This is a genomic window from Kaistella yonginensis, from assembly GCF_030409525.1.
Taxonomy (GTDB): domain Bacteria; phylum Bacteroidota; class Bacteroidia; order Flavobacteriales; family Weeksellaceae; genus Kaistella; species Kaistella yonginensis.
This window is the reverse complement of sequence record NZ_JAUFQB010000011.1, coordinates 93368-105482: the sequence shown is the minus strand read 5'-3', so window position 1 is coordinate 105482 and position 12115 is coordinate 93368. Positions and strand designations below refer to the sequence as shown.

12 protein-coding genes are annotated in these 12115 nt (G+C 35.8%); 9 read left to right on the top strand and 3 right to left on the bottom strand.

From position 1 onward, the window contains the following. Positions 1–2 precede the first annotated feature (2 nt). From QWY78_RS04890 to QWY78_RS04865, 6 genes are all read left to right on the top strand, one after another. On the top strand, positions 3–473 hold the full coding sequence (locus QWY78_RS04890; RefSeq protein ID WP_290217167.1) for a T9SS type A sorting domain-containing protein: 471 nt from the start codon (positions 3–5) through the stop codon (positions 471–473). 12 nt (positions 474–485) lie between these two features. Continuing rightward, a complete protein-coding gene (locus QWY78_RS04885) occupies positions 486–1547 on the top strand; it encodes a DUF8740 domain-containing protein (protein WP_290217165.1) in 1062 nt (353 codons plus the stop codon). 19 nt (positions 1548–1566) lie between these two features. After that, a complete protein-coding gene (locus QWY78_RS04880; protein WP_290217163.1) occupies positions 1567–2031 on the top strand; it encodes a hypothetical protein in 465 nt (154 codons plus the stop codon). Between the two features lie 75 nt (positions 2032–2106). Continuing rightward, on the top strand, positions 2107–2598 hold the full coding sequence (locus QWY78_RS04875) for a hypothetical protein (protein WP_290217162.1): 492 nt from the start codon (positions 2107–2109) through the stop codon (positions 2596–2598). A 41-nt stretch (positions 2599–2639) separates the two neighbouring features. Next, on the top strand, positions 2640–3353 hold the full coding sequence (locus tag QWY78_RS04870) for a hypothetical protein (RefSeq protein ID WP_290217160.1): 714 nt from the start codon (positions 2640–2642) through the stop codon (positions 3351–3353). An 8-nt stretch (positions 3354–3361) separates the two neighbouring features. Further along, the gene (locus tag QWY78_RS04865; protein WP_290217158.1) at positions 3362–3931 is read left to right on the top strand and encodes a DUF4082 domain-containing protein; all 570 of its coding nucleotides are present in this window, start codon (positions 3362–3364) and stop codon (positions 3929–3931) included. A gap of 7 nt (positions 3932–3938) precedes the next feature. On the opposite strand, the gene QWY78_RS04860 is transcribed toward QWY78_RS04865, so the two are convergent. Next, a complete protein-coding gene (locus QWY78_RS04860) occupies positions 3939–4736 on the bottom strand; it encodes a response regulator transcription factor (RefSeq protein ID WP_290217156.1) in 798 nt (265 codons plus the stop codon). Between the two features lie 215 nt (positions 4737–4951). Between QWY78_RS04860 and QWY78_RS04855 the strand changes: the two genes are divergently transcribed. After that, positions 4952–6559 (top strand): S8 family peptidase, encoded by a 1608-nt coding sequence (locus tag QWY78_RS04855; protein WP_290217154.1) that lies wholly within the window; start codon positions 4952–4954, stop codon positions 6557–6559. A 56-nt stretch (positions 6560–6615) separates the two neighbouring features. On the opposite strand, the gene QWY78_RS04850 is transcribed toward QWY78_RS04855, so the two are convergent. Further along, positions 6616–9159: a phosphoenolpyruvate carboxylase gene (locus QWY78_RS04850; RefSeq protein ID WP_290217153.1), complete on the bottom strand. Its 2544-nt coding sequence runs from the start codon at positions 9157–9159 to the stop codon at positions 6616–6618. Positions 9160–9249: 90 nt separating this feature from the next. On the opposite strand from QWY78_RS04850, the gene QWY78_RS04845 reads away from it, so the two are divergent. Together QWY78_RS04845 and QWY78_RS04840 are read left to right on the top strand one after the other, a co-directional pair. Beyond that, complete coding sequence (locus tag QWY78_RS04845) at positions 9250–10581, top strand: PDZ domain-containing protein (protein WP_290217151.1); 1332 nt, start codon at positions 9250–9252, stop codon at positions 10579–10581. Continuing rightward, on the top strand, positions 10578–11117 hold the full coding sequence (locus tag QWY78_RS04840) for a hypothetical protein (RefSeq protein WP_290217149.1): 540 nt from the start codon (positions 10578–10580) through the stop codon (positions 11115–11117). Before QWY78_RS04845 ends, QWY78_RS04840 begins: the two co-directional genes overlap by 4 nt. Here QWY78_RS04840 and QWY78_RS04835 read toward each other — a convergent pair. Next, complete coding sequence (locus tag QWY78_RS04835; RefSeq protein ID WP_290217148.1) at positions 11102–12067, bottom strand: L,D-transpeptidase family protein; 966 nt, start codon at positions 12065–12067, stop codon at positions 11102–11104. The two genes, QWY78_RS04840 and QWY78_RS04835, sit on opposite strands and share 16 nt — an antisense overlap. Between the last annotated feature and the right edge of the window lie 48 nt (positions 12068–12115).

The following is a 12115-nucleotide window of genomic DNA, read 5'->3' as shown; positions in this document are numbered from 1 at the left end:
AGATGAAAAAATTAATTCTGTTAATATTCCTCTTTTCTGCACTGAAAATTTTTAGTCAGCAACAACCAGTTTCTTCCGGCGGAAATGCCGTTTCAGCAAGTGGAAGTGTAAGTTACAGCATCGGGCAAATTGCCTATCAACAAGCAATTGGAACTGGTGGCTCCATCATCCAAGGAATGCAGCAACCGTTTGAGATTACCGCTACTTTGGGTGTAGAGAATTCTGAAATCCAGTTGGAAATGCAGGTTTATCCAAATCCAGTTTCGGATATTTTAAATTTGAAAATAGAGAAAATTTCCTTTAAAAATATGCAGTTCAGGTTGTACGATTTATCTGGAAAATTGGTGAAAACGGAAAGTATCAAAACTGCGGAAACGAAAATTAATCTTCAAGATTTCCCCAGTTCTACTTATTTGCTTCAAATCATCAATGATGGAAAAATTTCGAAAATATTTAAAATTATTAAAAAATAAAAACTAATAACCATGATAACTTTAATAAAAAAATCGGCAATTATTTTTGCCTTAATTTCTTTTACATTGAATGTTTTTGCACAATCCAATGCAGGAATGACTTACCAATCGGTCGTACGAAACAGTACCAATGCTTTGGTCGCGAATTTACCAATAGGTGTGAAAATAAGTGTTTTAAAAACTTCTGCAACTGGACCCGTTGTTTTCTCGGAAACGCATACTCCAACTACGAATGCGAATGGTTTGGCAACTTTCGTCATCGGACAAGGAACTTTGGTTTCTGGCGATTTGTTATCAATTGATTGGGGTTCAGATTCGTATTTTCTAAAAACCGAAACCGATCCAACTGGTGGAACTTCTTATTCCATCGCCAATACTTCCCAATTTTTTTATGTTCCTTATGCCTTCTACGCCGAAAAAAGTGCCAATGGTTGGGATAAAGCCGGAAACGTTGCAGGAAGCGGAGAATTTCTGGGAACAACCAATGATGAAGATTTGGTGTTCAAAAGAAATAATGTAGAAAATATGCGCCTTACCAATACTGGAATTTCTATGAACAAAGAAATTAAACCAAATGGAACAGCCGGCTTAATTGGGCAAACTCTTACCAGTAATGGCGATGGAACCATGGCTTGGAAAAATGGAGCGTTTAATAACAATACCAGATTTAAAATCCGATTTAGGGAATTTGGATCAAGTGGAGTTCTAGATGTTCTGAGTATTCCCTATAATCTAAATACGACGAACGTATCTGTGGGCGTAAATACTTTTACCATTAATAAAACAGGATTATACCATTTTGATTATTCGCTGAATATTACTGCAGCAACTGCTACAAATCCTGCCAATTACCCGGATTACGTTGTCTATTTTGGAGAGGGTATCACTGAATCATTAAGTGCAGGGCCTTTTGTACCTATGAATAGTAGCAATTCCAGTTGGAAAGCATCAGGTTCTGGTTCATTTGATCTTTATATAGTGGCTCCAAAGATTTTTAGAATGGTACATTCCGCCTATTATACCACAAGTCAAACGTTCAATTTATACCTCAATGGACATTTGATAAGCGAATAATTTTAATAAAAACCTTAAAATGAAAAAGTTAACAATAATCTCGACCTTATTTTTTGCAAGTCAAATATCTTTTGCACAAACTACGCAAGAATCTGCTTGTCCGCCACCAAAATATTCTGCAGGACAAACTTCTGCGCAAGTGAATGCAGATACCAGAAGATATGTGGATTGCGTGAAACAATATAGGGAAAGAGAAAATGCGCGACGAGCCGAAGAAGGACGAGCAAACAGGGAAGAAAAAGCGAATAGAGAACGAATCCAGCGAGAGGAAAGAGAAAGGTTGCAGGCAGAAAGAGCCAGAAACAGGGAAAGACAACGTGCAGAACGCGAAAGAGTGCAACAGGAAAGACGAGAAGCGGAAAGAGTAAAAGCAGAAAAGCGCATTGATGATAAAAAAAGAGCAGATGATGAACAGCGTCGTTTGAAAGACGAAAAAAGAATTGATGATGAAAAAATCAGAGGCAAGCAGAAGAACAACGCCTAAAAGATGGACGATAAAGAAATTATTAAAATTGAAGTTTAGAATGCAACTTATTTTTTTAAAATTAAAAAATTCCTAATGAAAACAATCTTTATCATTTTCCTTTTTTTTAACCAAATTTTCTCTGCTCAAGGGAAATTTGCCGGAGAATTTTCTACATTGATAGGTGAAAAATTCATTACTGAAAAAGATTTGCCAGAATTGAAAACTTTCAAATACCAACAAGGAAAAGTTTTGGGAGAAATTCTTACAAATGCACCGTATTTTTCGGCTTTGGAAGTTTTTAAAAAAGGAAATACCGCAGTCGTACTATTAGAAAAAAATATCGATAGGGATAAAAATGAAAAAGCAATCATCGAGGTTTTGAAACTATCGAAAATTTTGAAAAATCAAGATATTAGAATTTCAGGTTGCACAAGAAAAAACCCTTATCCAAACGAAGAAATTGTGGCGGTAACTTTGGCAAATTCTAAACCAATAAAAGTACTAAAAGCATTTGTTTTAAAGGATATTCGCTTTGAAAAAGTAAACATTACAAGTATAAAGTGCAGCAATGAAATGACCGATTAAAAATATAAATATTGCAAAATTTAAATATTAAAATCTAAACTATGAAAAAATTACTTGTATTAATTATCTTTTTGCTATCTCAATCAATTTACTATTCACAAGTTGTAACAACTAAAGTTATTGATTTAAAGAAAAAGAAAATTTCTTCTAAAGATGATATTCAAAAAGATAATATCGTTTCCTATGAAATTTCATTAGATCAAATTTCTGTGGCAGAAGCCGGGAGAAATACGATTGATAATAATGATTGTAGAAGTACATGGGGAAGTATCAGAATTAAATTCTATGAATTAGATGCAAATGGGCAGATAGATATGAGTAAAAGTATTCCTTCAGATCTTAACCAAGATTCTTTTTTTGAAAAAGTTATTGGACGAAATGCGCCATTTAGGTCTAAAAGTTATTACCAGGATAGAATTGGAATTAGCAATAATGAATATATCAAACGGATATCAGTCAGAGTCTCGGAAAATATGGTTAAAAACAGGCGAATTGTGGCAAGAGTAGAAGTTCAACTTAAAACTGCACATAAAGACAATGATTTTGCTTCCTATGATATTTTGAGAATGAGTTCATCTACTTCAACCATTTTTTACTTAGAAGATTTGCCTACTAAAGAAGAGACTGTGTCGGTAATTACCAATGGTCATTCGAATATAGTTAAAACAACAGAGGGTGAAGCAGAAGGGATCAATGGTGGTAATTCTGATGATACCCACAGGATTTGGTTGGGCTTCACCATTAAGAAAAAATAAGAAACGCAGTGAAAACTAAATTTAAACTTCTGAAAATTGCAGGGTTCATTCTCACCTTGCTGCTTTTGGTGCAATGCACTGCAATTGGACCAGGAATTTCTTACAGTTCTACGGAAAATTATTTTGAAAATGCGCTTGATGGAACAGGATTGCCATTGAAATATTCCACAACCGGACCTTGGGAATTGGGGCTAACTTTTGTGGCGCACAAAAATGGCGTGATAAAATCAATCAACATCAAAAACCCAGAATTGGGCAACAAACGAGTTTCTATTTGGGACACCAACAACAGAATGTTAATCACAAGTTTTGAATACCGAACCGATTCCGATAAATTTTACCAAAAAAACCTCCTCAATTTTAAAGTCGAAAAAGGAAGAACGTACACCATTTCTTTCAATGCGACCAATTACTATTATTACGAACTTTTTTTCAAAAAATTACCGATGAGTGATGATAATCTCACCTTACTTTCCACCAATTTCACACCAGGAACTTGGCAACAATTCCCAGATAAACAGATTGATAACATTATCCACGGTTTAATTGATATTGATTTTGAATGGGAGATTTATTAATTGAAAATCACATCAACTGATTCTGCAACACAAAATTCACCAATTCAGCGGCGGTTTTAGTCCCCGTTTTTACCCGAAGATTTCTCTTGTGATTTTCTACAGTGTGATAAGAAATAAATAATTTTTCTGCAATTTCAGGTGTTTTCAATCCGTTAATAATGCAGGTTAAAATTTCTCTTTCTCTTCTCGTAATATTTGGAATCGTTAAATTTTCAATTTTATTCTGATGCAAAATCGCCAAAAAATAAGGGTGTTTTACATTAGAAATATTCATTATCGTCATTCTTGGTTTGTTGATGACTTCAAAAATTCCCAAATCTGTGACCATCACAATTGCAGAAACGCCGCGTCCTTCTTCATTAAAAATGATTTTTGGAAATTGGATTAAGGTCCATCTCAATTTTCTATTTTTATCTTCCATTCTACAATAAATACTGAATTTGTAATTTTTTCTTTCTTTAATGGGCGTTTTTTCCAAAAAATCGAGCATCATTGTAGTGCAACCCATAAAATAATTATGATCTTCCGCAGGCATTATCTTTGCAAAAAAATTGGGATAATGTTTTTTCCATTCGTCTTTTTTGTAGGAAGTGATTTCATGGATATTGTCGCTGCTATCAATAATAGATATATCGGTATTGTCTGGAATGAACCAAAAATAGGGACCAATCGCAAAGTTGGGCAATTCATCAATTGAAGTTTGGAGCAATTTCAGGTAGGTTTCTTTGCTTTCACCTTTGGTTTGTAATTTTTTTGCAAACTCATCAAAATCAATCATTTGGATATTTAAATCTGGATTTTTCATTGATGCTTTTTAATTTAATAATCAAAACTACGAAAACCTTTATTTTAAAAATAAGGAAAAAGAGATTTTTTAAAAAATAAATCTGTACTATCGTGTAGAAATCCATCAAACTGACAAAAGAAGAAGCGATTTCATAAGAAAAACAAAATAAAACTAAAAAAACTCAATCTATTTTTTTGCATTTCATTATATTTACTAACATAAATTTAATTAATATGAAAAAACACCTCTCCATTTTTATACTGATGGTCTTTGCTTTTACAAATGCACAGACTGAGCTCGTCTTTGTTTTCTTTAAAGACAAGCCGAATAAAGCCGTTTTTTATGCGAATCCACTTTCGGAACTAACTCAGAAATCACTGGATCGAAGAACAAAATTTGGCATCGCTTTGAATGATCAAGATGCTCCGATTGAACCCACTTATATTCAAAATATTACCAACCTAGGTTTCACTGTTAACGATTATTCTAAATGGATGAATGGCGTCGCGGTGAATGCAACACCAGCACAAATCACAACTCTTGAATCGCAACAATACGTTCAGGCGGTAGAACGGTTTATAAAACACCCTGACGGTGGGAAAATACCTATAAAAAAAGTAAATAAATTCGAGGAATTTAATAATACATTAGGCAAAACAACCTTTAATTATGGCTCAGGACTGGCACAAGTCAATCAGGTAAATCTACGTCCGTTACACATCGCTGGATTTACCGGAACCGGGGTTACCATCGCAGTGATCGACACGGGATTTCCGAGAGTAAATACGGGCTCTGTGTACGCAAGAATCAGAGATAACGGACAAATAAAAGGCGGCTATAACTTTATCAATAAAAGTACCGACATTTATAACACCTCCTTAAACAACCATGGTTCGTATTGTTTAGGCACAATTGCCGCGTATGTAGAAAATAGTTTTGTAGGTACCGCACCCGATGCAGATTTTTATTTATATGCGACCGAAGATGCAGTGAATGAAATCCCGGAAGAACAACTTTACTGGACAGAAGCTGCGGAAGAAGCCGACCGAAAAGGAGTTGATTTAATTACAACTTCCTTGGGTTATTATGATTATGATGATCCGCGCTATAATATGGTGTATGGCGATATGACGGGAACTTCTTCTTTCATCGCAAGAACCGCCCAAATCGCTACCGAAAAAGGAATATTCGTTTTGGCAGCCGCTGGAAATGAGGCGCAAAAACCTTGGCATTACATCATTACTCCTGCCGACAACGAAAAAGTTTTTACCATAGGTGGGGTTACTTCCACGGGAAGCAGTTCTTCATTTTCATCGTTTGGTCCAAATGCGGTCGGACAGATCAAACCTGATGGAGTCGCTAGAGGATCTTCAACTTATATGGGTTACAACAATTCCGTAACAACCAGCAACGGAACCTCTTTTGCCACGCCGCTAGCAGCCGGTGGTGTAGCTTGCCTGATCGAAGCTTTGCCCACAAAAACGGTGGATGAAATTAGCAATCTTCTGCGAGAAAACGCTTCCCTATATCCGAGCAGCGATGCTCAAAAAGGATACGGAATCTTAAATTTTGGAAAATCATGGAATAGCGCAACCTTGGCAACTGCAAGCAGTGGAAAAAAATCAGTCTTGCAAATTTATCCAAATCCTGTGGTCAAAACATTTACCATTAAGACGGATGAAAAAATAATTTCAGTGGAGTTGTATGATACTTTAGGCAGAAAAATGCAGTATTTGAAAAATGAACCGACGCATAATATTGAGCGCTTATCCAGCGGCGTATATTTTGTAAAAGTACAGACTGATAAAAATCAATACATTGAAAAATTGATTAAGGAATAGTACACGCCTAAGCTTTCTTTATAAAAAAGACCTTCATTTTCAGAAGGTCTTTTTATTTAGGCTGAGTTTCGACTCGCATTAATATTACCAAAGAGCGAGCGCATAACCAGTTTTTCATACGCATCACGGTTTCCTTCTTCTTTCTGAATTTTAATTAAAGCATATTGCTGAATACTCAGCAGCGGCAACACGATCTTCTCTCTAATTTTCACCGACATTTTCGACAGCGGTTCCTCTTCCATTAATTCTTGAAAACCCGTAAGCTCCAACATCAATTCTTTTGAAAGTTGATATTCATCAAAAAGGATGGTCCAAAATTCGCCAAACCTTTCGTTGTTTTTCATATAAGAAGTTAAGGGAAAATATGATTTATTCATGCTCATCATTGAGTTATGAACAAGTGTTTTAAAGAAATCAGATCCTTTGTACATGCTCCTAACCTCATCAAATCGACCCTGATTTTTTAAATCTTGCAGCGCAAAACCAAAGCCGAAGAATCCTGGAACATTTTGCTTGAGCTGACTCCAAGAGCCTACAAATGGAATTGCACGCAAATCTTCAAATTTCAGTTCCCCACCTGCACCTCGCTTCGTAGGACGGCTGCCGATGTTTGTTTTACCATAATATTCTAGCGTACTCATCTCTTGCAAATAAGGTACAAATCGCGCATGAGCTTTCAAATCCGAATATTTCTTATAACTAATTTCCGCCAATTCTTCAATTAGTTTTCTTTCATTAGCCGTCAGATCTTTTTTAGCATTTTTAAAGACGTCGTTTTCAATTCCAGCAGTTAGCAATTGTTCGAAATTATATTTTGCCTGATCTTTATTACCGAAAACACTGGTGATTGTTTGTCCCTGCACCGTTAATTCAATTTGATGATTGGCGATTGTTTTTCCTTGGGAAGCATAGAAATCATGGGTTTTACCACCACCTCTTGCGGGTGGGCCACCTCGACCATCAAAGAAAATCACTTTAATTCCAAAATCATCGGAAACCTTGGTTAACTGTTCTTTCGTTTCATAGATTTCCCAGTTGGCCTTCAGATAACCGCCATCTTTTGTACCATCTGAAAAGCCAAGCATTATGGTTTGCGCCTCTTTTCTTCGGTCTAAATGTCTTTTATAAATGGGTAATTCATAAAGGTCTTTCATCACATTTTGCGCAAGATCCAATCCTTCCATGGTTTCAAAAAGAGGTACAATATCTACATTAATTTCTGCTTCAGGATAACCACATAATCTGAACAGTGCAAAAACATTTAAAACATCTTTGGTGGCTTCTGAATTTGAAATGATATACCGGTTCATTCCACGTTCTCCATTTTTCTGCTGAATATCTTTAATGTTACATACATTTTGCAAAGTATCTCTGGTAATACCTTGAAAATCATTGGGCTGAAGAATGACATCCGTACTTAAAAGCCAATCTAATTTCTCTTGGTCAGAACTGGTTTCAATATTTAAATTTGATTTTATTTGCACAATTTCATCAATTACTTGTTGATGAATCCGGCTGTCTTGACGAATATCTAAAGTGGCGAAATGCGTACCGAAAATCATCACCCGATCTTTAAAATCTTCCAAAAGATTTTTAAAAAGTCCGTTGTGCTGTTCCACCAGAATTTTCTGGGCTTCTTTTACTTTATTTAAAATTTCTATGCTAGAAATATCAACTTCTTCTTTAAAAATAGCGTCGTATAAATGGTCGCTAAGCTGGTCTAAAATTTTTGCAACTCCGCGGAAACTAAGTCTTCTTCTCAGTTTTTTCAAATGCGCATAGTAGGATTTTAAAATCGACAGATGAAGTTCCTGAGCAACTTGCTGGGTGATTTCAGCAGTCACAAACGGATTTCCATCTCGGTCACCACCTGGCCAAAAGCCCATTTGAATCAAATTTTGGGTCGGTGTGAAATTTTGGGTCCCGAAAGAGTTTTTTATTTTCTTGTAAAGCTCACCAATCGTGTCATAATAAACGTAACGCAGATAAAATATAATACTCAGCGCTTCATCCAGTGGTGATGGTTTTTCTTTATTAAGGAAAGGTGTTTTTCCCAGTTGTTGTAGTAGCATATCGATTTCCGTAATCGAATCGTTCGTAATCGCCGTGCGTAAATCGTGCAAGATCCGTTGAACAGAGTTGGGATAAAACTGCGTGGGGTGTGCGGTAAAGACGACTTTAATCGCAAAATCCTTCAATTTCTTTCGGGTTGCATCCAACTGATGCTCTTGCAAGGCCCGCTCATGAAGTTGGAAAACGGTGCCCGCATCACTCTCCGAATGCAATTGCGGAAAAGCGGCATCTTCAATGCTGTCATAAAGTACGACCTGTCGCTCGATATACTGAATAATTTTAAAAAGCAATTCGGTTTTCTGCTCTTCTGTATTGAGCTCGGTGTGTTTACTGAAAAACTCTTCTACAATTTGCTCAGGACTTTTCCCCGCCTCATAACCTGCTTTACTTTCCTCATAGAGAAAAGGCAATAACATCCCGATATTCGACATTTTATCATAGGGCAAACTCATAAAAAGAGAGTTGTAAATTTGAAATTTATTCTCGACCAATTGGCGGAATTTTTCTTTTTTTTCTTCGTGTAGCATCTAACAAATTTAAGATTTTTTATTTCTTAAAGCATTTAAAAGCGAAATAAAAAAAACGCTACTTTCCATTGAAATTTGTATCTTCAATGGATGAAATTTCTTAAAATAATTTTTCTCTTCTTTTTCCTAGGCGCTTTTTCACAGGAAGCTGCATTCAAAATTACAAATCCAAAGAAAACGGTTATTCCTTTTCAATTAATCAATAACTTGGTATTTGTCCCTGTAAATATCAATGGTGCCGATTTAACTTTTTTACTGGATTCTGGGGTAAATGAAACGATTCTCTTTAGTTTAGATCAAAAAGAAGTTAACTTTAATGAGGTCGAAAAGATTAAATTTTCAGGCTTAGGCGAAAGCCTGGATATCGAGGGTTTAAAATCAGAGAACAACACCGTCAATATCGGTCACGACTACAAAGATGATCATCACACGGTATTTATTATTTTAGATGAAAGCATCAATTTTTCATCTCATGTTGGCATCCCTGTTAATGGAATTATCGGTTATCATTTTTTTAAAGATCACCCGATTGAAATTAACTACAGTACCCAAAAAATTACCATTTTTAATAATGAGAAAATTTACAACAGAAAGCAGAAAAAATTTACTAAATTCCCAATAACCATAGAAGGTAATAAACCTTATATGATGGCCGATGTAGAAATCACTACAATCAAAACTCCTTCTAAACTTCTGATCGATTTAGGCAATAGTGATGCGGTTTGGCTATTCCCTAAACTGATTGAAAACTTCCAATACAACCGCCCAAACATTGATGATTATTTAGGACGTGGTTTTAATGGCGACATCTTTGGCAAGCGCAGCAGAATCCATGCATTATACTTAGGAAAATTTGCTTTTCAACAACCTCTCACAGCGATGCCTGAAGAGTATTCTATTCAAAATTTAAAATTGGTACCCAATCGGAAAGGTTCCATCGGTAGCGACATCCTAAGGCGATTTACGGTGATTTTTAATTATCCAGACCAAAAAATTCTTTTGAAAAAGAATAAACATTTCGATGATCCTTTTCAATTTAACAGCAGCGGGCTCGACATTCAACAAGATGGAATGACTTGGGAAAAAGACCTGGTGATGATTGAAACTAAAAAAAATAGTAGAAATGATGAAGGAAAACCAATCTCTGATTCTCCTGAGAAGTTTCGATATAATTTTGTGCTCAAACCAAAATTCACAGTGGCGGGATGTAGAAAAGATTCGCCGTGTTTTGTAGCGGGAATTCGGAAAAACGATCAGCTTATTTCTATTAATAAAAAAACGGTGGGCGATATGAGCATGCAGAGAATCAATGATTATTTCAAGGAGGACGATGGAAAAAAAATCTATTTAGAAATAGAAAGAAATGATCAGATTCTAAATATAATCCTTACTTTAGAGGATCCTATTCCCTACCAAAAATGAAAGTTGAAGAAACCGTCATCGACCATATACGTTCCCGACCAAGATTTAAAATTTTCACAGAAATTTCACGCGAAGAATACACCATTTATTTAAAAAGTTTTCTGAAAGAACGGGAAGACCAATTTACTGGCAATATCAACAATGAAGTTTCAGAAATCACTGTAAAAACTCCCGAGGAGAATTACTGGAAGCCCAATCTGGCTTTGCGTACCGAAACAGATTCTGAGCAAAACAAAACCGTTGTTCGAGGAATATTTGGACCCTCGGCATCGGTCTGGACATTTTTCATGTTTCTGAATTTTATTTTTGGGATCATGTGGATGGTGGCCATTACCATTTGGTATGTAGAAAAACAAATTAAGAGCAATGATTTTCCGTGGGCTTTCACTTTTTCAATGGCCATGTTGGTATGCTTGGCGCTCACCTTCACTGCAGCCAGAATTGGAAAATGGAAAGGCAGAAAGCAAATGCAGCAGCTTCGCGAGTTTGCCGAAGAGTCCATCCGAAAGTTTGAAACCTATCAAGCTGCCGATTGAGCAATCGTTTGCGTGGCTTTTACGGTTTCTCTTTTTGCTTGTTCTTCTAAAATTTTCGTAAGATAAGGTTCAATAATTTCATTCATTTCTTCCACAGAAATATCATTTGATTTTGAATCTGCATGTAGATTTTTCCATGGTTTTTTACCGCCCCACTGATAATCACCGAAAACAATCACTGGCGTTCCGTTGGCTTTTACAGTTGCTCCGCCTTTATTTAAAACCCACTGATCTGCCCATTGATAAAGATATTTGGCATCATCTAAAGATAATCTTAAACAAGAATGTGAGGCTGGGTATCCTGGCAAATCATATTGATGCCAGCCAATGCCCAAGGTGTTGTGCACATTGAAGTTATAAGGAAGTTTCCAATCGCTATCTACGGTGGAAATTGCCAGTTCTTTTTTCCAGTTTGCAAACATGAGACCCCGTTTTGTTTCAGCCGTTTTTTTTCCCATACTCGTAGGTCCCCATTTAATCAACTTTCCATTTTCATATAAAGCATACGCTTGAATTGGATAGGAGAAAAATACAATTTTTTTAACCGCTTTCAATTTTTCTAAAACTCTTGGAAATGGCGTATAAGACATTAAACTAGCATCCATTTTATCGGGAATCATCAAGGTATCTGCGCGCCACTTATTTTTCATATCCAAACGGTTTAACGCTAAAATAACCGCTTGCTCATCTTTGGTAAACTCTTTATTAAAAACAGACATGGCAGAATCTTTCTTTTTTTTAGGGAAAATAAAGGATTGATAGATTATGGTATTTCGCTTTATAGAATCTTGAATTAAGGAGTCTTTTTTGACCACAGCCAAAGAGTCATTCTTTTTGATTTGAATCTCCTTTTGATTGCTCGCTTTTCCCTTTTCACATTGAACAACAAGGGAAATCATCAATAGAAACGCCATGAAACGGAGTGTTTTTTTTTGAAAAATTGTAAGCATGGTTTATTTTAAGTAGGCTGATTCTTTGCAATAAAAGTGCCATCAATA

Excerpts from the sequence above, each read along its gene's own strand:
- QWY78_RS04890 (WP_290217167.1), top strand. The coding sequence starts at position 3 with ATGAAAAAATTAATTCTGTTAATATTCCTCTTTTCTGCACTGAAAATT.
- QWY78_RS04885 (WP_290217165.1), top strand. The coding sequence starts at position 486 with ATGATAACTTTAATAAAAAAATCGGCAATTATTTTTGCCTTAATTTCT.
- QWY78_RS04880 (WP_290217163.1), top strand. The coding sequence starts at position 1,567 with ATGAAAAAGTTAACAATAATCTCGACCTTATTTTTTGCAAGTCAAATA.
- QWY78_RS04875 (WP_290217162.1), top strand. The coding sequence starts at position 2,107 with ATGAAAACAATCTTTATCATTTTCCTTTTTTTTAACCAAATTTTCTCT.
- QWY78_RS04870 (WP_290217160.1), top strand. The coding sequence starts at position 2,640 with ATGAAAAAATTACTTGTATTAATTATCTTTTTGCTATCTCAATCAATT.
- QWY78_RS04860 (WP_290217156.1), bottom strand. The coding sequence starts at position 4,736 with ATGAAAAATCCAGATTTAAATATCCAAATGATTGATTTTGATGAGTTT.
- QWY78_RS04855 (WP_290217154.1), top strand. The coding sequence starts at position 4,952 with ATGAAAAAACACCTCTCCATTTTTATACTGATGGTCTTTGCTTTTACA.
- QWY78_RS04850 (WP_290217153.1), bottom strand. The coding sequence starts at position 9,159 with ATGCTACACGAAGAAAAAAAAGAAAAATTCCGCCAATTGGTCGAGAAT.
- QWY78_RS04845 (WP_290217151.1), top strand. The coding sequence starts at position 9,250 with ATGAAATTTCTTAAAATAATTTTTCTCTTCTTTTTCCTAGGCGCTTTT.
- QWY78_RS04840 (WP_290217149.1), top strand. The coding sequence starts at position 10,578 with ATGAAAGTTGAAGAAACCGTCATCGACCATATACGTTCCCGACCAAGA.
- QWY78_RS04835 (WP_290217148.1), bottom strand. The coding sequence starts at position 12,067 with ATGCTTACAATTTTTCAAAAAAAAACACTCCGTTTCATGGCGTTTCTA.